This window comes from Parachryseolinea silvisoli, assembly GCF_021190955.1.
Classification (GTDB): Bacteria; Bacteroidota; Bacteroidia; order Cytophagales; family Cyclobacteriaceae; genus Ohtaekwangia; species Ohtaekwangia silvisoli.
In genome coordinates this window covers 2123721-2143837 of the sequence record NZ_JAIOAO010000001.1, presented here as the reverse complement: position 1 = coordinate 2143837, position 20117 = coordinate 2123721, and the positions used below count along the sequence as shown (strand labels likewise).

18 protein-coding genes are annotated in these 20117 nt (G+C 46.8%); 14 read left to right on the top strand and 4 right to left on the bottom strand.

All coding sequences use genetic code 11. The features are described from left to right. The first annotated feature begins 27 nt into the window (after positions 1 to 27). The 9 genes from K7P01_RS08870 to K7P01_RS08830 all read left to right on the top strand — a co-directional run bounded on the left by K7P01_RS08870 (position 28) and on the right by K7P01_RS08830 (position 11012). Positions 28 to 498, top strand: a complete 471-nt coding sequence (locus K7P01_RS08870; RefSeq protein WP_267291975.1) for a MarR family winged helix-turn-helix transcriptional regulator — start codon at positions 28 to 30, stop codon at positions 496 to 498. Between the two features lie 198 nt (positions 499 to 696). After that, positions 697 to 1467, top strand: a complete 771-nt coding sequence (locus K7P01_RS08865) for an SDR family NAD(P)-dependent oxidoreductase (RefSeq protein ID WP_267291973.1) — start codon at positions 697 to 699, stop codon at positions 1465 to 1467. 211 nt (positions 1468 to 1678) lie between these two features. Continuing rightward, a complete protein-coding gene (locus K7P01_RS08860) occupies positions 1679 to 2182 on the top strand; it encodes a DinB family protein (RefSeq protein WP_267291971.1) in 504 nt (167 codons plus the stop codon). Positions 2183 to 2300: 118 nt separating this feature from the next. Further along, complete coding sequence (locus K7P01_RS08855) at positions 2301 to 3278, top strand: helix-turn-helix domain-containing protein (RefSeq protein WP_267291969.1); 978 nt, start codon at positions 2301 to 2303, stop codon at positions 3276 to 3278. A 73-nt stretch (positions 3279 to 3351) separates the two neighbouring features. Next, the gene (locus K7P01_RS08850) at positions 3352 to 4050 is read left to right on the top strand and encodes an SDR family oxidoreductase (RefSeq protein WP_267291967.1); all 699 of its coding nucleotides are present in this window, start codon (positions 3352 to 3354) and stop codon (positions 4048 to 4050) included. Positions 4051 to 4108: 58 nt separating this feature from the next. Beyond that, complete coding sequence (locus K7P01_RS08845) at positions 4109 to 5134, top strand: efflux RND transporter periplasmic adaptor subunit (protein ID WP_267291965.1); 1026 nt, start codon at positions 4109 to 4111, stop codon at positions 5132 to 5134. A gap of 39 nt (positions 5135 to 5173) precedes the next feature. Continuing rightward, complete coding sequence (locus K7P01_RS08840; protein WP_267291963.1) at positions 5174 to 8305, top strand: efflux RND transporter permease subunit; 3132 nt, start codon at positions 5174 to 5176, stop codon at positions 8303 to 8305. Between the two features lie 57 nt (positions 8306 to 8362). After that, entirely contained in the window at positions 8363 to 9658 is a 1296-nt protein-coding gene (locus K7P01_RS08835) for a TolC family protein (protein ID WP_267291961.1), read from the top strand. Between the two features lie 178 nt (positions 9659 to 9836). Beyond that, positions 9837 to 11012: a M57 family metalloprotease gene (locus tag K7P01_RS08830; RefSeq protein ID WP_267291959.1), complete on the top strand. Its 1176-nt coding sequence runs from the start codon at positions 9837 to 9839 to the stop codon at positions 11010 to 11012. A 135-nt stretch (positions 11013 to 11147) separates the two neighbouring features. On the opposite strand, the gene K7P01_RS08825 is transcribed toward K7P01_RS08830, so the two are convergent. After that, a complete protein-coding gene (locus K7P01_RS08825) occupies positions 11148 to 11459 on the bottom strand; it encodes a hypothetical protein (protein ID WP_267291957.1) in 312 nt (103 codons plus the stop codon). Positions 11460 to 11653: 194 nt separating this feature from the next. Between K7P01_RS08825 and K7P01_RS08820 the strand changes: the two genes are divergently transcribed. Both K7P01_RS08820 and K7P01_RS08815 read left to right on the top strand, forming a co-directional pair. Further along, on the top strand, positions 11654 to 12292 hold the full coding sequence (locus K7P01_RS08820) for a hypothetical protein (protein WP_267291955.1): 639 nt from the start codon (positions 11654 to 11656) through the stop codon (positions 12290 to 12292). 53 nt (positions 12293 to 12345) lie between these two features. After that, positions 12346 to 12915 (top strand): YdeI/OmpD-associated family protein, encoded by a 570-nt coding sequence (locus K7P01_RS08815; protein ID WP_267291953.1) that lies wholly within the window; start codon positions 12346 to 12348, stop codon positions 12913 to 12915. Between the two features lie 33 nt (positions 12916 to 12948). Here K7P01_RS08815 and K7P01_RS08810 read toward each other — a convergent pair whose 3' ends face one another. After that, complete coding sequence (locus K7P01_RS08810; protein ID WP_267291951.1) at positions 12949 to 15846, bottom strand: DEAD/DEAH box helicase; 2898 nt, start codon at positions 15844 to 15846, stop codon at positions 12949 to 12951. A gap of 117 nt (positions 15847 to 15963) precedes the next feature. On the opposite strand from K7P01_RS08810, the gene K7P01_RS08805 reads away from it, so the two are divergent. Further along, positions 15964 to 16533, top strand: coding sequence for a Crp/Fnr family transcriptional regulator (locus tag K7P01_RS08805; protein WP_267291949.1), 570 nt, complete (start codon positions 15964 to 15966; stop codon positions 16531 to 16533). A gap of 117 nt (positions 16534 to 16650) precedes the next feature. Beyond that, positions 16651 to 17040, top strand: a complete 390-nt coding sequence (locus K7P01_RS08800; RefSeq protein ID WP_267291947.1) for a RidA family protein — start codon at positions 16651 to 16653, stop codon at positions 17038 to 17040. Positions 17041 to 17172: 132 nt separating this feature from the next. Here K7P01_RS08800 and K7P01_RS08795 read toward each other — a convergent pair whose 3' ends face one another. Together K7P01_RS08795 and K7P01_RS08790 are read right to left on the bottom strand one after the other, a co-directional pair. Next, positions 17173 to 18084, bottom strand: a complete 912-nt coding sequence (locus K7P01_RS08795) for a helix-turn-helix domain-containing protein (RefSeq protein WP_267291945.1) — start codon at positions 18082 to 18084, stop codon at positions 17173 to 17175. 79 nt (positions 18085 to 18163) lie between these two features. Then, complete coding sequence (locus K7P01_RS08790; protein WP_267291943.1) at positions 18164 to 18979, bottom strand: SDR family oxidoreductase; 816 nt, start codon at positions 18977 to 18979, stop codon at positions 18164 to 18166. Between the two features lie 188 nt (positions 18980 to 19167). On the opposite strand from K7P01_RS08790, the gene K7P01_RS08785 reads away from it, so the two are divergent. Continuing rightward, positions 19168 to 19989 carry a universal stress protein gene (locus tag K7P01_RS08785; protein ID WP_267291941.1) on the top strand — a complete coding sequence of 274 codons (822 nt, stop codon included), beginning with the start codon at positions 19168 to 19170 and terminating at the stop codon, positions 19987 to 19989. The last annotated feature ends 128 nt before the right edge of the window (positions 19990 to 20117 follow it).

Genomic DNA, 20117 nt, shown 5'->3' with positions numbered 1-20117 from the left:
CTTCTTTACAGACGCTACAAAAAGACTATGCCCAAAAAGAAAATTGAATTTCATTTTAGGAAGCCCGAAGACAGTCCGGGTTATCTTCTGGGACAAGTGACCATGTTGTGGCAGAGAAAACAAAAGCGGGTCTTAGATCCTTTAGACCTGACGCATACCCAGTTCGCGCTGCTCTGTGCATTAGCCTGGTTATCGAGGGAAAGTAACGAGGTTACGCAGGTCGATATAGCCAATCAGGGTAATGCGGACAGGATGATGGTATCAAAGGTATTGCGGACGTTGGAGGAGAAGGAATTCATCACCCGCCATGAGCACCCGATAGATACGAGGGCGAAGACTATCAAACTGACCCCGCATGGGGAAAGGGTACTGCAAAAAGCTATTATCTGTGTGGAAGCTGTCGATCTGGATTTTTTTAACAAGTTGGGAACAGGTCTGACAACCTTTAATTCAAAGATGGTGGCACTGATCGAACAGAATAATAATGATAATTTTTAATGTCCTTACTTAATCGTGGTTATCATAGCGGATTAAGATGACATTTTAACGGAGGTAAATACGTCGCGAGATGTTACCTTGTTACCTCGAGGTTACTATTACTTTTTGATACAACGTTGCTAAAATACATTCTCCGAATCTAGCTTTGCTTCCCAGAAGCTGGAACGACCGGTTTACTATAAAGTATCAATCGTAATCATGAAGAAACATAAAGGAAGAACCGCCCTGGTCACGGGCGGAAGCCGCGGCATTGGCGCCGCGATTGTAAAAAAACTTGCAGAACAAGGTGTTTCATTTATCGGCATACACTACAGCAGCGATGCAGAGGCCGTGCAACGCGTACTGAACAGCATACGTGAACTCGGCAGTGATGGCGTCATCATTCAGGCCGATCTGAAGGAAGGTAAAAAAGCTGCCGACAAAATCTGGACGACCTTTAAAACCGCCCTGGAACAAAACGTAGAATCGCCGGGGGTAGATATATTGGTGAATAATGCCGGCATCGCTCCAGGGCTTCTCCTGGAACAAACCACGGAAGCAGATTTCGATGACATCGTCGATGTCAATTTAAAATCTCCTTTTTTCCTGATTCAGCGCTTCAGCGAGCTGCTACGCGAAAACGGAAGAATTATCAACATCTCCACCGGCTTTACCAGAATTGCCGGTCCCACCCACGTGGCGTATGCCGCGTCAAAAGGAGCTATCGAAACAATGACACTGGCCCTGGCGCCACACTTCGGCCCACGCAACATCACCGTAAACACCGTTGTCCCCGGCTATACCCTCACGGACATGACCAGGGACTGGCTGGCCAATCCTGACGCCACCGCGTTCGCATCAAGCCAGTCCGTTTTCAAGCGCGTCGGTCAGCCCGAAGATGTCGCCGACGTAGTAGCGCTTCTCGCGTCGCCAACCGCGCGTTGGATCACCGGACAATTTATAGACGCCACCGGCGGCGCCAGGCTGTGATTCGCAATGTCATTTTTATCTCTGTCTTTTTACCGTGGCCAGTCCGACTGGCCACGGTAATTTCATTCATGGTTTTTTCGAAAACTGGAAGGCTTAAACGGTATCCATTATCAATTTGAACGTGTAGCCATACTTTCTGAACGATTACCTATCGTTCCGGCCGCTTCTTCACAACTACTTTTGATCCATCATCAAAACAAAGAAGAAGATTATGGCAAAGAATTATCTCATACAAATAGCGGACTACAATCATTGGGCGGATAATAGAGCCATGGAATGGCTACAGCAAATTAGTGATGAACAATGGGAGCAAGTTATCGTCAGCAGTTTCAATAGTATAAGTCAAACGGCAATTCATATCGTCAGCGCAGAAAAGTATTGGGTCGATCTTTGGGCGCATATTCCTGAACCAATATTTTTATCGACGCAATTCAAGGGGACTAAAGATGGATTACTTGAAATTTGGAATAAGGCATCAGCCGATATCAGCACGCTTGTGAATAGTTTTCCAGAAGGGAATTATTCACAAAGTATCATTTTCAAATACCCCAGGACCGGTCGTATAGGTCAAATGCCGTTTTGGGAGACAGTAGCACATGTCATTAATCATTCTACCTACCATCGGGGGCAATTGGTGACGCTTCTACGCCAGGCAGACTACGTAAACGTATCCTCAATTGACATGGCCACTTATTTTCAAATGAATAAAATCTGAGTTCAGCATCTGATTACCACGTATTTAGTGCTATTACAACCGTTTGCGTGAATTCGTGACTGTTAAAATAAAATCATGGTCGCCTCGTCTTTTATGGTTGGAACCTAATCCTGAGGTGATGGACCTAATAAACGGTGACAACCAGTCAGTACGTACACACACATTTTCGGAGTTACTCATCATTCTAGGTCAGCCCAGACAGATCGATGGACTTCAGGTGACTGTTACAGAGAACGAAAGAAAGGCGATTCCGATTTTCTATCCATTTCGATTTGACCAATATTTTGTCTGCATGGTTAGCGCAGGCGAATTATCGTTGAAGCTGAATCTGGTAAATCATGTCATACGCGAAGGTGAATTTGTTTTAATTGAACCGGGAACGATTTGTCAATTCACCGGTTCATCGGAATTTATCTCCAGTGCCTGTATCTCTTTCTCAAACGATTTTCTACTGAAGGCAGGCATCTATCAGAAATATATCTCCGCCTTTAAGTTGCTGGGGCCGAATCTGAGCACGCACCTGGTTTTGGAAAAGGAAGAGATCGCATTGTTGTCGGGCATTTTTAAAATGCTTTATGCCAATATCGTCACCCGGGAAAAGAATGAGTTCTCACAAGAGATTATTCAGCATAACTTTAGCCTTGTGATTTATGAATTGATAAACGTTTTCTATCATCATCATCAGGAATTAAAATCAAAACCTACGCGCAAACAGGATATTACTGCGCGCTTTATGAAGTTGTTAATAAAGTGGTACAAGGAAGAACGGAGTGTCCAATTTTACGCCGGTCAACTTGCTATCACTCCCCGTTACTTAACACAAACGGTGAAAGAGGTGGCAGGCAAAACAGCAGGAGACTTAATTGACGAGATGGTTATCACGGAAGCGATGATTCTGCTCAATGATCCAGCTTGTTCCATCGGACAGGTTGCTGTTTTATTGCAGTTCAGTGATCAGTTTTTCTTCAGTAAGTTTTTTAAAAATAAAACAGGTCTTACACCATCCGAATATCGCAAGAGTAAACAACAGACGTTTGTTATAAAAGAAGAATTGTCAGTCCCTTCTCAAGAACGAATACTTTCAGACATAACTTAAGTACATTTCAACATTCTTTACACGTTACGTGTACTCCATTTTCGCATTGCCGTCCTGAAGGACGACAATCACTATGGACAGGTCATCAAAAAATATTATTTCAATCGTTGCCGGCCTTACGCAACCACTGGAGATTGCTATTATTCGGCAGCTCCTTCAGCGTGATGCGCTGGTAATTGTTCCGGCGTCCAATGCCGACACCATTCTTCAAATTAAGAATGAAGTAGCCGATATTTCCACCGGTTCATTAGTGACACTGGTCACTGACCCGATGGACTACGAAAGGTCAAAAGAGATCACGGATCATATTCAATCCAATTACGGAAGAATAGACCTGGTCATTACTCTATCCTGCACTACCTATCCCTCGCTGCCGCTTACCGAACTGGATTATGTTTCATGGGATACGATGCAATGCGAAAGTATGTCGTATTGGTTTATGTCTGCCAGACTTGTGCTTCCGCTGATGAAACAGCACAGACGTGGCACCTTCATCCAGATCTGTAATGACCCTGTTCAAAAAACAGGTGCGCCATCACCCCTGGGCCGGATTGCCAGCCTGCTACAGATGGAGCTATCAAAGGAACTTGATCGTGAAGTAGGCGTATATGGCGTGCACTACTACCATGTATTCTCGCATCCCGAAAATGAAAACGTCGATAGAGCGAAGGAAGCTGCCTACATTCTTGACCTCTATCAGGACAACGTTAACCAGACAAGGTCACTGTTCCATACAGCATCCAACCACCTGCTCACGAACACTATACAATAAACTCTATTCGACGGTTTAGTATCCATACCCAATTTAAAAAACAAAACGACTAATTTTTATGAATGTATTTAAACAATTGTCCTTCGTAATCCTGGCAGTCGCCCTGCTGGCAAGTTGTGCAAAAAAAGAGGACAACGCGGTAACTGTTCCGACTTTGAAAGTCAGTACGCGGCAATTAACGGCCAATGGAATTGCAGAGACACTTTCCTATAGTGGATCAATAGAAGCCGATAATTCGGTGGCACTGGGATTTCTCGTCCCCGGCAGGGTGACGGCTGTATATGTGGAAGAGGGACAACACGTCACGGAAGGACAATTGCTGGCTTCCATAGAAACCATCGAATATCAAAACAACGTTCTTCTGGCAGAAGCTTCACTTGAGCAAGCACAGGATAATTTCAACCGACTCGATGAGCTCTATGTAAAAGGGAGCTTGCCTGCCCGCGAGCATCTGACGGCCAAGGTTGCACTGTCACAAGCAAAAGCGAACAAGAGTATTGCTGCGAAGCGACTGGCGGATACCAAACTGTATGCACCATTCGCCGGCATTGTTACGGCAAAAGAAATTGAAAAAGGTGCTATCGCCTCCAGCGGCATCACGGCCTTCACCATTGTGAAGACCGATTTGGTCTATGCAAAAATTTCAGTCTCGGAAAGTGAAATCAGTAAGCTTGCGATCGGTACCGGGGCAACTGTCTCCATTCCTGCTATCAAGGATACAAGGAGTGGAAAAATCAGCATCCTCAACCCACAAGCGGATGCTTCTACACGAAGCTTTGAAGTGAAAGTGCGCCTGGCGAACGCGGACGGAAAACTTCTTCCCGGCATGTTGGCAAACATAAATATCTCGACTGATCACAAACGTGAGGTGTTGACCGTACCGGCTGATGCCGTAGTGCGAGATCCGGAAGAGTTCACCTACGTTTTTATTGTAGACGACAAAAACAGAGCGATTAAAAAGAGAATTGTTATCAATGGTTTGTCGATGAATGAGATCATTGTTTCAGAAGGACTTCACATTGGCGACCGGGTAATCATCCAGGGACAGAACCAGCTGAAAGACGGCCAAACCGTAGCACTTTGAGCAGCCCTGTATTTACAATGATTAGATAAGCAGATACAAATGAAAAAACGCAGAATAAATATTATTGAGGCTTCGATGAAGTATAGCCAGCTATCGTTGCTGATTGCCGGATTACTGGTCGTTGTTGGTATCGTGGCGTTGATCACAATGCCTCGAAGTGAAGATCCGCGAATTACCGTGCGACAAGGTATTGTCTTTGCACTTTATCCGGGCGCGGACGAGCTCCAGGTTGAAAAGCAAGTGACTGATAAAATAGAGCAATTCCTCTTCAGTTTTGAAGAAATCAAAAAAGCAAAGACGCGCTCGGAAACCAAGGAAGGACAGGTTGTCATTATCGCAGAGTTAAACGATAATGTAAAAGACCCCAAGAAGTTTTGGAGTACACTGCAGCATGGTCTGAACAGCACATTGCGTCCAACACTTCCGCCGGGCGTGCAAGGTCCGATTGTCAACAGCGAGTTCGGTGACGTGGTGGCACAAATGATCACAGTGAGTGCGCCCGGTAGAAGCTATGCTGAAATGGAAAACTACCTGGACAAATTGGAGGATGGCATTAAGACCATTCCGGAAGTGTCCAAGATCAACCGATATGGCGGGCAACGTCAACAAATCTACATCGTCGTAGACGATGAGAAGATGCAGCAATATGGATTTGATTTTGCCTCGCTGTCAGCCGTATTACAAGCACAGAACGTAACCAACTACACGGGGGACATTACCCTCTCGGCCAGCAATGTTCCCATTTTTGCAAACAGTCGGTATAAAGATGAGGCCGCTATTGGTAACCAGATTATTTTCAGCACTCCGGACGGCAAAGTCGTTCGTCTGAAAGATGTAGCACGTATTGAAAGACGCTATGAAGAGGTGAATAGTTTTATAAAGGTGGGGAGTGACAAGGTAATGATGCTGACGGTGCAGATGCAGCCGGGGAATAATATTGTTTACTTAGGAGATGATCTGAAAGAGAGAATTGATGAAGTAAAGAAGACCTTACCCGCAGATGTCAGCATCAACACCATCGTTGATCAGCCAGAGGTAGTGCGCGAACGGGTAAGTCACTTTATGGTCGAGTTTGGAATCGCCATCGCGGCTGTCATTGTGGTTGTCATGTTACTGCTACCGTTTCGCGTTGCTTCGATATCCGCGATTGCTGCACCGGTATCTATTGCCATAACCTTTGCCATCCTTAATTTAGTAGGGATAGAAATTCACCAGGTGTCACTGGCTGCGCTCATTGTTGTACTGGGTATGGTGGTCGATGATGCGATTGTAATCGTAGATAATTACATCGAAAAACTCGACGAAGGTGTTGCAAACTGGACGGCCGCATGGCAAAGTGCTACGCAGTTAATGGTGCCCGTGTTCACGGCAACCGCAGCTATTATTTTTGCCTTCATGCCCCTGGCCTTTGTACTGAGAGGACTTCCCAAAGAGTTCATTGTGTCGTTGCCAATTGCAGTGTCTATTGCGCTATTCGCTTCATTTTTAGTGGCCCTGCTGCTGACACCGTACATGTGCTATGTCTTTTTGAAAAAAGGACTTAAGCACCATGTGGCAGACCGCCCTGTAAAGAAGAACGTACTGGATTATTTACAAGAGGGATTTAACCACGCGGTTGAGTTCTGTTTCCGCTGGCCGAAGTTAACCATGTTCACGGGACTGTTCTCTGTCTTTCTTGCCATGGTTATCGGTGGAAATGTGCAAGAAGAACTGTTTCCGATGGCGGAGCGAAACCAATTTAATCTGGAGTTGTGGATGCAAAACGGAACCGACGTCTCAGAAACAGCCCGGGCTGTAGAGAAAGTAGAAGCAGCAATAAAAGGTGATCCTCGCATTGTAACCACCGCCAGCTTTGTGGGAACTTCTTCTCCGCGATTCCATGCTACATATGCACCGGAAACACCACGTGAGAATTTTGCGCAAATATTTATTAACACAACCAGTGAACAAGCTACCGTTGACCTCATCGAAGAATACTTGCCGAAGTTTAATAATTTTCTGCCCAACGGCTTCGTTCGGGTAAGACAGTTGTCCAATAAGGAAACTCCGGCCCCGGTTGAAATTCGTGTTGTAGGAGACAATCTGAAAGATCAGAAAAAAGTCGCTGCGCAAATAGCGGCCATTGTCGAAAAGGCGAAAGGAACCAATTGGATCCGCACGGACTATCAGGATGATTACTTCGGTGTACGCGCCATCATTAAGGAAGATGCTGCGAGCCGCCTGGGTGTAAGTCATGCTGCGATTACACAAACATTAGGCGGTGAGATAAAAGGGAACATCGTATCCACACTATGGGAAGATGATAAGTCCATCGACATCGTTCTGCGACTGGACGGGAAAAACCGGGACAGCCTGGATAAGCTTCAAAACATCTACGTCACGTCGCAATACAATACAAAGGTACCACTCAAAGATGTAGTGGAGCTTCAACCTGCGTGGCATACGGGTGTTATTGCTCACCGCAATGGACTTCGTACACTCACGGTGCGATCTGAGGCTCAGTTAGGAGTCACGGCAACTACGATTGTCAATGAAGTCAAACCAAAAATTGCTGCACTTACTTTGCCCGAGGGTATTTCGATCAACTACGGAGGTGAAGTGGAGTCCTCCGGAGAAACATCGCCGGATATGGGCAAGTCATTACTGATTAGTCTGATGCTCATTTTCCTTACGCTGTTATTTCAATTCAAAAGCATCGGTAAGGTGTTGATTGTGCTGGCCGCATTTCCGCTGAGCTTGCTGGGTGCCATGCTGGGACTATTTTTAACAGGCAACCCGATGGGCTTCACTGCTTTCATTGGCATTATAAGTCTGATGGGAATTGTGGTGCGCAACGGAATCATCCTGGTTGATTATGCCGATGAATTAATTCGCGAACATGGATATGCGCTGAAGGCTGCGGCCATTGCATCCGCTAAACGAAGAATGAGACCAATTTTCCTAACCTCTTCTGCAGCGGCTATCGGTGTTGTTCCGATGATTTTAAGCAAATCTCCATTGTGGTCACCGCTGGGAAGTGTGTTGGCGTTAGGACTTGTCTTCTCTATGGTGATGACATTGTTTGTAGTACCGGTGCTCTACTTCTGGTTTATAAAACCTCAGCCGGTCCACCAGGAAATCAACCAGCCCGATGCAGATGAACACATTCAGTATAAGCCGGAGGTTATTTGATCTTCTACTGCACTGAAAGTACTCTTAATCGAAATAACATATCATAAACAACATCAAATGAAGTTGACATTCAAAGGGAGTCTCTCCGGATCCCTCATTATAGTATCGCTACTCGCCTCAGCGTTGGCTGTCGCGCAGCGCAACGTAACATTGGAGGAATTCAGACAACTAGCTATTCATCAGAATAACAATGTAAAAGCCGCGGATCAGAATATTCTGGTAGCGGAAGCTCAAAAAAAACAGGCTGACGCGAATGGAAAATTCACGCTCGACGGTTCGGTTACGGGGTTCTACTTTGGCAAGCCGCTGAATACACTACTACCCGAATATGGGGTGAGTCCGGGAATTAATTTTAATCAGCTGATCTACTCGGGAGGGAAAAATCAATTGGGACGAAAAGCAGCTGCGATCACTGTAAATATTCAAACAGAACGTAAGATTCAGACCACATCCGATGTATTGTATAATACGGAAGTAGCGTATTGGCAAGTGATTTCGGCAAAAGAACAAATCAAGTTAGCAGAACAAAGTCATAAGCAGCTAACGGCTTTGGTGACAGACATCAACAACCAATATATAGCCGGCCTGACATATAAGAATGACCTCCTGCGAGCGCGCGTTCAGCAAAATCAAAATCAGCTGAGCCTGAGACAAGCGAATGATGCCTTTACGTTGGCGAAGCTGAACCTGGCGCAACTTACCGGTCTTGGTGATAGCGTTGAGTTTACCGTGACGGATAGTATCAGTGGAACGTTTGATTCGCTTCAAACTTCAGACCTGGCAATACATGCACAAAGTCTTCGATCAGAAATTCGCATTCAGGAAAAGACGTTAGAATCGGCCCGACTCCAGGAACGGATTTATAAGGGTGATCTCTTTCCCAGTGTATCACTCGCGATAAGCGGCGTTAGCGCGTTTGGCAAGCAAGGGGTAAACCCGGAAAACAACAGCAATTCAATGGCAAGTTATTATGGCTTGGTTACGGTGAACGTACCCATCTTCGGGTGGGGCAGGCGAACGGAAAAAGTGAAAGAACAACAATACCGTATTCAATCACAGGAATATTTACTGAAGGAGAGCAGACAAGTCATTTCCGTACAAGTACAGCAATCCATTTTGCAAGTGAATCAAAGCGCCCGAAGTGTTAAGCTGGCGGAACTCTCTTTACTACAGGCAGAGGAAAATTTGCGACTTAGCAAGGATCGGTTAAAGGCAGGGACTATTGTAGGAAAAGACGTCCTGGATGCGCAAACCATCTGGCAACAAGCCTATAGCAACGTTATCGAGTCGAAGGTGGGCTATAAAATTGCAGAGACAAATCTGAAGAGAACATTGGGGGAATTAGATCAATAAGTGTCGCGTCTCGGAGTGTTTTGAACCGATCAGTTTATGTTTGTGATTACACACTAGTTAATGAACTCACATAAACGTTAATGTGTCATATTCCAGCGTTTGATAGGTTTGAGCGTAAACCTATTGGTGACTAAGTTTGTAGCGCAATAATTATTAAAACCTTATAAACGTTGAGCCTATGAAAAAAACAAAACGATCAGGATTTGTGCTCAAATCCTCCGCTGCCGCACTATGCCTTGCGCTAGTTGCCTTCTCCTGCGACCAGGAAAGTAACGAGGAAGTCGTCCCAGCGCTAACCACGGAGACTACACTGGATAAGTACTACACATTCCTCGAAGAAGCTTCGGGTGTCGGACGTGGCGACATCGCCTACGACAAAACGACCGACCAGTTTACAGTTAGCCGTGACATGATCGTTGATCGTAATACGATCGACCAATACATTGACACAGAAGAATCGGCCAATGGCAGAACAGAGCAACGCATGCACAACATTCTGTTGACAAATGCCCAGGCTACAAACTTTAAATACTACATACAGCCCGCGCTTACGCAAGGATGGCGTGATGCCGTCGTGGGCGCCATTGCACAATGGAACGGAGTAGGCGGCTCAAAGCTTCGCCTGGTACGGGTAGGCACACAGGCAGAGGCCAATATCAATGTATTCGTGGGCGCATATGACGCGGCAAACTGGGTGGCCCGGGCGACGCTGCCTTCCGGCAGCGGAAAGGGTACCCTCGAAATCAACCCACGCTTCAATGACATGGCCGCCAATCAAAAGCTGTTTGCCATGGCACACGAAATGGGTCACAATATCGGGTTCTGGCATACAGACCAAACTACCGGAACGATCGTACCCGGTACACCGGCAACTGATCCTAACTCGGTGATGAACTCATTCGTATTGCCCTGGAATGGCTTTACCAACTACGACCTTGTCGCGGTACGTTACATGTATCCCGCTGGTTCCTTCACCCGTACGATACAGGCCGAAAATTATTCAGCTATGGCTGGCATAAAGGTGGAAGCGTGTACAGATTCGGGCGGAGGCTCAAACATAGGGGCCATAGAAACGGCAGACTGGCTGGCTTACAACAGCATCAATATACCCACATCCGGCACATATCGGGTTGAATACAGAGTAGCCAGCACCAACGGCGGCGGTCGCCTCTCGCTCGACCTCAATGCCGGCACTACGGTGCTGGGAGCTATTAATATCCCTTCAACTGGTGGCTGGCAAACGTGGACAACCGTGTCACACAACGTTACCATCAACGCTGGCACATACAACGTCGGCATCTATGCGCAGGCCGGTGGTTGGAACATCAACTGGTTCCGCATTACTAAAATTTAGTCGATCCGGTACGCGAAGCATACCCAGACCCCACGTCTTCGAGGCGTGGGGTTAATTATTATATATCCCTACGATGAGCTTATGCTTTAGACGTATTTATGCTCAGTCTCTCTACCAAAAAAGAGCAGCTCGTGATTATTCTTTCGGTACTAAATAGTCAACGGGGATGTCTAAGAATTCTTGATAGCTTGCGCTATTTGCCGGACCTTCATTTATTGGAAGGTGGTCGGCTATTCTAATCGTGATGACCCCTTTGCTTTTCTTAGCGCCGACAACAACGTCGCCGATTTCAAAGCATTTGTCATCCACACCGACGACTCCTCCGACAGTTATCTGGGCACAATACTCTTTTATAAAAGTATAATCCTGCTTTTCTTTTGCGTCGTCTTTGCAGCCCCAGGTTACAGATAGTGATGCTGTAATAGCTACTGTATAGATAATTTTCATGGCTCGATTATTATGTATTTAGACACCGTTTAGTGGAGTGAAGTTGTAGCGGGGATCTGCGAAATTATTTGTGTTTAGCCTCTGGCAAGCCGATATAATAATCCGGGCCCGGGAAAATCAACGTATGAAGTTTAATTTGCCCCATCCATAGGGGTACGCCGCGCGTTCGTTGTCATACTGCAAATAGCAAGAATATGAAGAAGCATTTTACAATCATGCTGCTGTTAACGGCAGCCGGGAATCTTTTTGCGCAGCAAGAGACAACAGAACAGCAACCTCAGACCGTATTTTCATTCAAATCCATTCAGTCGTCTGGATTTTACGGCGCACTGACCAACGCCTCGACTTCGATAAACGGCGAATATGCAAACCTCGGTGGCCTTTACCTCGGCTATTTTATCAACCAAAGACTACTTATCGGCGTCGGCGGCGCAGCCACCAATACAAGCTTGCGTGTACCCGAGGCTAACAAAACTATATCCGGTGCCGATCTGCGTTACCAATACGGTCATTTCGGACTAATGACGGAATACGTTGTGAATTCCAATAAAAAAGTACACTTCGCTTTTAACCTGCTGTCGGGCGCCGGCTTTACTGCGCAATACCTGGATAATGATAGAGATGAAAAACGGTATAAAAACTACAGTCACGATACCGATTTCTTCGTGGTGCTGGAACCCGGCGCGCAGGTTGAAATAAATCTCACCAAATGGATGCGCCTTAGTCCTGGTATATCGTATCGCCAAACCATCGGCAGTAATGCAAAGGGACTCGGTGATAGCGACTTAAGTAATGTGTCAGGAAACGTTGCCCTTAAATTAGGTCGCTTCTAATGCAAATTGTGTAAATTTCAAGGTGCCTCGGCTGCCCTTAGCATCGTGAAATCATGGAAAAAGCAACGATAGAAACCTTTTGCCCGACAAGTCTTAAAGATTGGAGAGAGTGGCTGCGTAAGAACCATAAGACGAAAGAATCTGTCTGGCTTATTCTCTATAAAAAGAAAGCGAATATGCCATCCATCGATTGGGATGAAGCCGTTGAGCAGGCACTATGCTTTGGATGGATTGATGGTAAAAGACTCTCTGTCTCCGATGAGCAATTCAAACAATTCTTCAGTAAAAGAAAAGCAAAAGGCACATGGTCTAAGATAAACAAAGAAAGAGTTGAACGATTAATCCAGCAGCGGCAAATGACAAAGGCCGGGCATGAGGCAATCGAAGTGTCCAAGAAGAATGGTGCCTGGACGATTTTAGATGACGTGGAGAAACTGGTCATTCCAAAGGACCTGGAAGAGGCTTTTAAGAAAACACCTGAAGCAAAAAAGAATTTCAATTTATTGGCGAAATCGATAAAAAAGCTCCTGTTAATGAATCTAAAATTTGCCAAGCGTCCCCAAACACGCGCGGCTAGAATTGCTGATATCATTGCACGCTCCCTGCAGAAAAAGGCTTCGTAACGCTGTCGCGGTGGAGCACGTTTGCCTGCGGAATTATGAAACAACAGGCTGCTGTAAATCTGCCGGTGTTTGCGTCAGCAACGAGAAGATATCGGCGCGGGATAGTGCCGACAGATTGCCGTCCGTCAGGACAAGGCCCTTTGCAATGTCGTCTTTCGCGTGCTTCAGGGTCATGATTTTTTCTTCGATAGTGTCCTTGCAGACAAGTCGCACAGCCACTACATTTTTTGTCTGGCCAATGCGATAGAGCCGGTCGATCGCCTGGTTCTCCACGGCAGAATTCCACCAAGGGTCAACGATAAAAACATAGTCGGCAGATGTTAAATTCAGACCGGTTCCTCCCGCCTTGAGGCTGATGAGGAATACCCGGATGGAGTCGTCTGTCTGAAAGTTGCCGATAATTTTTTCGCGCTTAACGGTTTTGCCGGTGAGCATCGTGGACGTAATGTTTTCCGTTTCCAACCGTTCCCGGATGAGGTCCAGCATCGAGACGAATTGCGAAAACACTAAGATCTTATGGTTTTTATGGAGGCTCGAAATTCGCTCGATCAATGTATCAAGCTTGCCGGAGGCTTCCTCGGAGGCGCCTTCGTCTTTAGCCAGCGCGGGTGAATTGCAGATCAGGCGCAGCCGGGTTAACCCTTTCAGGATGTTTAACGCATGCTTTGGAATATCGTCGTCGGTAAATGCGGATACTCTATCCCGAAACTTCCGTTCTTCTTGACTGTATAGCGCCCGTTGTCCGGCACTCATCGTACAGTAGAGTACCATTTCGGTTTTTTCCGGGAGCTCTTGCGAAACTTCTTGCTTGGTTCTCCGGAGGATGAACGGGGCTATTTTTTTGCTGAGGGCATCGATGGCACGTTTGCTTTTAAATTTGCCAATGGGGATCGCGAAAATGTCGCGGAAGTATTGTCGGCTCCCCAGTAAGCCGGGACACGCAAACGCGAATTGGGCATAGAGGTCCCATACATTGTTTTCGAAGGGTGTTCCTGATAGCGTGATCTTATTCTTCGCGTGGAGAAGCTGCGCTGCTTTAAAGCGTTGCGAGGAGGGATTTTTGATGTTCTGCGACTCGTCCAGAAAAATATAGTCAAACGTAAAGGCTGTTAGTGAAAGTATATCCGAGACCATGTTGCCATACGATGTCAGAACGATATTATAGGCGTCGAACGCTATCGTTGAAATTTTAGAAGTGCCGTGTTGGATGTGTACAGCGAGTGTAGGTGCGAATTTGGCGCATTCGTCTTTCCAGGCCGTGAGAAGCGTCGTGGGGACGACGATCAAATGTGTCTGTTTACCTTTCTTCTTTTTCAGGAGAAGTACAAAGGCAATTACCTGGAGCGATTTACCCAGGCCCATATCGTCGGCAAGACAGCCACCAAACCCCATGTCGTCCAGAAGATTCAACCACGACAAGCCGTGCGCCTGGTACGGCCTCAGCTCGGCCAGCAGCGCAGCCGGTGCGGGGACAGCCGTAATGGATGCCAGCTGCCTGAACTTTTCTTCTATGCCGGCTATTTCGTCTTTCACCGCCGGCATCAGCTCATGTGCATGGTAGAGCTCGTCCAGGGCGGTGTAGTTCACTTTGCTGAGTCGCAGGGTGTTATCATTTTCAATTTCGCTGATGCGGAAATAGTTTTTGAATTTTTCAACCCATTCTTCCGGAAGTATCCCGGTTGTCCCATCATCCAGCGAAATGTAATGGCTCCTGTTTTTTAGCGCCCGTTGTACCTGGTGCAACGATACCGTTGTATTGCCGAAGCGAATATCGAACTGACTGTTGAACCAATGCAAGCCGCTGATCACATCCACGTGTACATGGATGCGGTGGGGTGTAAATTTGTTGCCGGTCAGCTCCCGAAACCCAAAAACCTGGATGTTGCGCCGGGTCCACTCTTCCATGAGGGCCAGGAACCAGTGGAGGTCCAGAAAGGCATGGCGTGACACATAGAAATATAAGAGAGGATTGTCAAACTGCTCCATAAAATGATTGCCTTGTCTAAGCAGCAGCCCCATAAATTCATCTTCCAATGCACCGTCTCGTGCAATGTGTATTTCCTTTCCTTTTTGGTCGCGCGTATAGACCTGCCTTTGTGAACGTATCGGTATTTCGGTGTCACCGTATTGAATTACCGGAGTGATCGTGACGTATTGCTGCAGGTCGGAGAGGTAAATTTTTAGTTGCACCTCCAGCTTCGGTTGGAGCAGACCGACAGGGGGTGTTGTGACGTGCTCGTAGATAACGGGTAGATACAGATCGATCTGTGCTAATACATGTTGTCGGAAGCTTTCAAAGTCAGGCTTGGCGACACGCATCACGGGGCCATGCGTTTTAAAATAGGCCAATACGTTGATTACCTGCGGATCGCCCGGTAAATACCATTGGTTATCGACCACCACAAAGTAGTCGAATAGAATGGTGAGGGCTTCGATGTCGTACGCATGCTCGCCGACCACGACGTTGCACGTTACCGTTGTCAACTGGCCCTCATGCCGGACGACTACAGATGCTTTCAGGTTGACGTTCATGACATTCACGCGACGAAGCGATCGTGCCGTGATCTTTTCGGACACCCGGCTGTCGTGAAAATAGAACTCGTACTGCGCAGGGTTCCGTACCAGTGCCTGGAGGCTTTCGAGATCGTGCGCGGACTTTTGGTATACGGTCTGGAACTTTGTGACGGCGAGGTAAAATTTGAGAATGTCCGGATTGGTTTTCTTCCAGGCGTGCTGCAGCGGATTGATCGGTGCAAATGGCCCTTTGAGGGTGGCACGCGACGTATTCGCGCAGCGGGTGAGTTGTACGTTGAAAAGGTTATAGTATTTGTGTTTGCCAAACACAACAATGATTTGCCCCTCACCGTTGTCCAGGTTGTCGGGCGGAAGCATGGCGAGGTTGCCGTTGGTATCGAAAGGAGGAAATGACATCGCGTCCTAAATTTTAGCCTTTTTTCTGACATTACCTGAGTTCCTTTTTAAGGACTTTTCCAGGTATCTTGCCGTTGAATCAATTGCCCCTATCGTGTTGGATTTTGACATAAATTCATGCATCCGAAATTAAAAGAACATATTGAAAAGATCGTACCGCTCACCGCTGACGAGTTCGCTTTCGTAAGCAAGCACTTCATTCGAAAAAGTTTCAAAAAGCACCAGTTCATGGTGCAACGCGGGGAGATGGTGCCGTATAATTATTTTCTTCTGTCGGGACTTACGAAACTGGTGTATACAGACGATGCCGAAAAGCAGCATATACTGGCATTCGCCATGGAGGATTGGTGGGATAGTGATCTTCAGGCCTACTACACCCGGACGAAGGCCACGTTGTCTATGGAATGTTTGGAGGATACGGAGGTACTTTGTTTGTCGCTCGAAGATTATCGTGCACTGTGTGCAGGCCTACCCAAAATAGAACATTTTTTCCTGGAGAAAACGATTTTTGGGTTCCTGGCGGCCCAACGTCGTATTCTGTCGTTGATGACCGCCAGTACACAGGAGCGTTACGAACAATTGATCCGGCAACATCCGTCGCTGCTGCAACGCGTGCCCAAGACGCAACTGGCTGCTTATTTAGGCGTTACACGAGAGACGCTAAGCCGGCTGAGCTCACAGGCGTGATCTGGCGCACACCATAAACGTGCGGTAGATCACGGTCTCGCTACAAATGCTGTTTATAGCTTTGCAGAAAATATGCCATAAATGAATATGGCGACATAAATCTAAAGCAAAGCAAAAATGGAAACAAGAGTTATCAACCCCTGGAAATGGCAAAATGGACGTCATTATGTTCAGGCTGTAGAAGTAAAACAAGTTCAAAGCACCTTGTATTGCGCCGGCCAGGCAGCCGTACACGCAGATGGCACATCAAGCTCAGCGGACATGAAAACGCAATTGCAGCTGGCCATTCAGAATCTGGAACAAGTGATTCGCGAGGCCGGGTATGAATGTAAAAACATTGTTCGCCTGAATGTCTATACTACTTCGCACGAAGAATTTTTCCCCTGTTTTGATCTGTTCGGCGAATGGATTGCTAACAATGGGATCAAGCAAGCCGCTACCTTCTTTGAGGTGAAAACACTTTTTGAAACATTGAAAATTGAGCTGGAAGCGACTGTTGTAAAGTAGAGCCGTCGGGGATAGCGTCTTTTATAAACCATGCTCAAGTTTCTTGCGCTTAAATGCAAGAACTTGAACATGGTTTGCGATATGGTATTTTCGGACTGACCGGGCGTGTCAACAACGCCGCGAAAATTTGCCTTAATTCATACTTCTAAATTCAACCGGAGTCTTCCCGGTTTTTTGCTTAAAAAGCTTATTAAAATATTGAGGATACTCGAATCCCAATGAGTAGGCTATTTCACTCACCGACTTATCGGTACTTAATAGAATGCTTTTGGCTTCTTCCATCAAATAAAAGTGTATATGGTCTTGTGCGTTTTTACCGGTTTCTTTTTTAAGAAGGTCGCTCAGATAGCTTGGTGACAGGTGTACTTGTTCCGCTAAATGCTTTACAGTCGGCAAGCCCTGTCCGTGGATGTCATTTCTTTTGAAATACTCTCGTAACATTTTTTCTATCTGTGCCACCACGGAATTATGTGTGCTTTCCCGGGTGATAAATTGTCTTCCATAAAACCGAGTGCAATAGTTCAGTAGCAATTCAATGGTTGAAACGATAATGTTCTGGCTGTGGGTGTCGATGTTCTCCTGTAATTCGTTTTCGATTTTTAGAACACAATCGCATAGCGTAGCTTTTTCCTTCTCGGATAAATGAAGGGCCTCCGACACTTCGTACGAAAAGAAATTGTAGTCGTTCATCTTGTCGTTCAACGACGTAGCCCGGATCAGATCCGGATGAAAAAACAAACCCCATCCGCGCAGCGCAGGAGTTCCTTCCGTTTCATTATCCATTTCCAGGGCCTGATTGGGCGCTAAACAGATCAAACTTCCATCTTGAAAGTCAACCGGTTTGCGACCATACTTTACGTTGGTGCGGTTGTAGTTCTTACAGATCAAGGAATAGAAATCGGTGGACACTTTAGTTTCACCGTATACTTGCTCATTCACCTGACTGAAATCGACTACGGCAATTAACGGATGCAGAATAGGACGATCCAATTGAAAGAATTTGAACAGATCGGAGATCGTCTGCATGTGGTAGTATACACTCATACAATGATAGGGTTAAGTATAGTGTCGTAGCACCTGCTACGACACTATACTTAAAGATAGATAACTTTCGTCTCGGTGGTTAAAGTCCGAACTGTGTTTTTATTCCTTTTATAAAAGATTCATCGTCAGTTTGTTGACGGCTGGCCAGTATGGCTATGGCATCTTCTCCCGCCGCGTAGCGCAGTTGATGGCTGCCATCGGTTGCAGCTTCATAGATAACCCCGGCCACCACACTGGCGGGGGAAGCGTTGGCAAAGAACGCCGGCATGCCCGTGAGTACGTTTCCGACAATGCGTTGGTATTCTGTTTGGGCCTCATCGTGGCTAAAGTCTAACGAGCGCCCCGCGAAATCGGTGGCAATAGCACCCGGCTCGATGATCTTTACTTTCCCGCCAAACTCTTCCACTTCGTAGCTTAATGCTTCGGAAATGCCCTCCACGGCAAACTTTGTTCCGTGATACAAAGCACCTAATGGAAAGGTCATCTTGCCACCAATGGAAGAAATGTTAATGATCACACCACTTTTGTTCTGACGGAAATGTGGAAGCACCTCCTTTGTAACGTCCAACAGCCCGATCACATTCGTATCGAACTGGCGAGTGATTTTTTCTCTTGAAAACGACTCTATTGTGCCGAAGGCACCATACCCTGCATTGTTCAGCAAGGCATCGATTTTTCCAAATTTCCGAATACCCTCGGCCACGGCGGTGCGAATAGAGTCCAGGTTCAGAACATCCAACGCAGTCACCAGGACATTGGGCAGTGTCCCGAGTTCCGTATCGGTTTCAGGCTTCCGCATCGTAGCGATTACATTCCATCCTTTTGATTGAAACAGTTGGGCCGTTGCTTTTCCAATACCACTGCTTGCACCGGTAATTAAAATTGTCTTGTTCATTTCTTTTGCGATTAATGATGATGCAAAGTTGGCGTGCACGGTTCGCCTGCGGATAACACGAATTCGGGGAAGTTGTATGCTTTTTCGGGATTCCGGGAATAAGCCGACAAATGTCAGGCTCCAGGCTGAGGGGTGTCATGGGCAGTCCTGCGCATGAGTAGTTTATTTAAGTATTAAATCAATTCGCCATGAAAACGATTGTAGTCGCTACCGATTATTCCGCCACCGCCAATAATGCGCTTCAATTTGGAGCCAATTTGGCCCGTACATTTAATGCTGAACTGGTGCTGTTGAATGTTTATCACCCCAGTGTTCATGTTAGTAATTCGCTCGTAACTCCCGATGCTATCGACCAGATCATTCGGAATAATGAAAATCGCCTGCGCGAGCTGGCCTTGGTGACGGCCTTCCAATACCAGGTACAGGTAAGCGGCGTGAGCAAAACAGCTGATACCGTCGAGGCACTGGCGGAATACGTAGCCAGCCGTCCCGTAGATTTGGTCGTCATGGGCATGGATAGCAGCCTCCTGGAATACAAGCTCTTTGGAAACACCACTACCGCCGCGATCCGAAGCCTGAAGTTCCCCCTGCTGGTCGTACCGAATGACATTCCGTTTCAGGGTGTCAAGCGGATCCTGTACGCATGCGAGTACAGCTACCTGAGCGAGGACAACCATCTGGAGCTACTGAAAGAGCTCACCCGGAAATTTGAAGCCAAGCTTCAGATACTTCACGTCGAGACAAAAAAGGAACCCGCGTTGGCCGCGGTCGGGGATCAGATTCTGGCTGTGGACATGCTGCTGGAAGATGTAGATCATACATATAGTGTGATCGATAACCCCAGCGTTGGGAACGGCATCATGCAAGGTGTAAAGGCTTGGAACGCGGACTTGCTGGTGATGGTGCCCCACAAGGCTGGCTTTTGGGAATTGTTCCTGAAAGGCAGTGCCACGCGTGAGATGGCATTGCGGACGCGTGTGCCGTTGCTGGTATTGCCAAATCTCCATTAAAACTCGATTTCCACTTTTATCGGTAATGAAAAAGAATCGCCTGCGCTGCGCGCGGGCTTTCTTATTTTGACCTTTCCCGTCTCAGCATCTTTGGGCCAGAGCGTGGCATCTGGTAGTAGGATTTGAAC

Coding starts and splice junctions, on each gene's coding strand:
- K7P01_RS08795 (WP_267291945.1), bottom strand. CDS start 18,084: ATGAGTGTATACTACCACATGCAGACGATCTCCGATCTGTTCAAATTC.
- K7P01_RS08830 (WP_267291959.1), top strand. CDS start 9,837: ATGAAAAAAACAAAACGATCAGGATTTGTGCTCAAATCCTCCGCTGCC.
- K7P01_RS08785 (WP_267291941.1), top strand. CDS start 19,168: ATGAAAACGATTGTAGTCGCTACCGATTATTCCGCCACCGCCAATAAT.
- K7P01_RS08870 (WP_267291975.1), top strand. CDS start 28: ATGCCCAAAAAGAAAATTGAATTTCATTTTAGGAAGCCCGAAGACAGT.
- K7P01_RS08835 (WP_267291961.1), top strand. CDS start 8,363: ATGAAGTTGACATTCAAAGGGAGTCTCTCCGGATCCCTCATTATAGTA.
- K7P01_RS08855 (WP_267291969.1), top strand. CDS start 2,301: ATGGACCTAATAAACGGTGACAACCAGTCAGTACGTACACACACATTT.
- K7P01_RS08800 (WP_267291947.1), top strand. CDS start 16,651: ATGGAAACAAGAGTTATCAACCCCTGGAAATGGCAAAATGGACGTCAT.
- K7P01_RS08805 (WP_267291949.1), top strand. CDS start 15,964: ATGCATCCGAAATTAAAAGAACATATTGAAAAGATCGTACCGCTCACC.
- K7P01_RS08865 (WP_267291973.1), top strand. CDS start 697: ATGAAGAAACATAAAGGAAGAACCGCCCTGGTCACGGGCGGAAGCCGC.
- K7P01_RS08860 (WP_267291971.1), top strand. CDS start 1,679: ATGGCAAAGAATTATCTCATACAAATAGCGGACTACAATCATTGGGCG.
- K7P01_RS08810 (WP_267291951.1), bottom strand. CDS start 15,846: ATGTCATTTCCTCCTTTCGATACCAACGGCAACCTCGCCATGCTTCCG.
- K7P01_RS08845 (WP_267291965.1), top strand. CDS start 4,109: ATGAATGTATTTAAACAATTGTCCTTCGTAATCCTGGCAGTCGCCCTG.
- K7P01_RS08815 (WP_267291953.1), top strand. CDS start 12,346: ATGGAAAAAGCAACGATAGAAACCTTTTGCCCGACAAGTCTTAAAGAT.
- K7P01_RS08840 (WP_267291963.1), top strand. CDS start 5,174: ATGAAAAAACGCAGAATAAATATTATTGAGGCTTCGATGAAGTATAGC.
- K7P01_RS08850 (WP_267291967.1), top strand. CDS start 3,352: ATGGACAGGTCATCAAAAAATATTATTTCAATCGTTGCCGGCCTTACG.
- K7P01_RS08820 (WP_267291955.1), top strand. CDS start 11,654: ATGAAGAAGCATTTTACAATCATGCTGCTGTTAACGGCAGCCGGGAAT.
- K7P01_RS08825 (WP_267291957.1), bottom strand. CDS start 11,459: ATGAAAATTATCTATACAGTAGCTATTACAGCATCACTATCTGTAACC.
- K7P01_RS08790 (WP_267291943.1), bottom strand. CDS start 18,979: ATGAACAAGACAATTTTAATTACCGGTGCAAGCAGTGGTATTGGAAAA.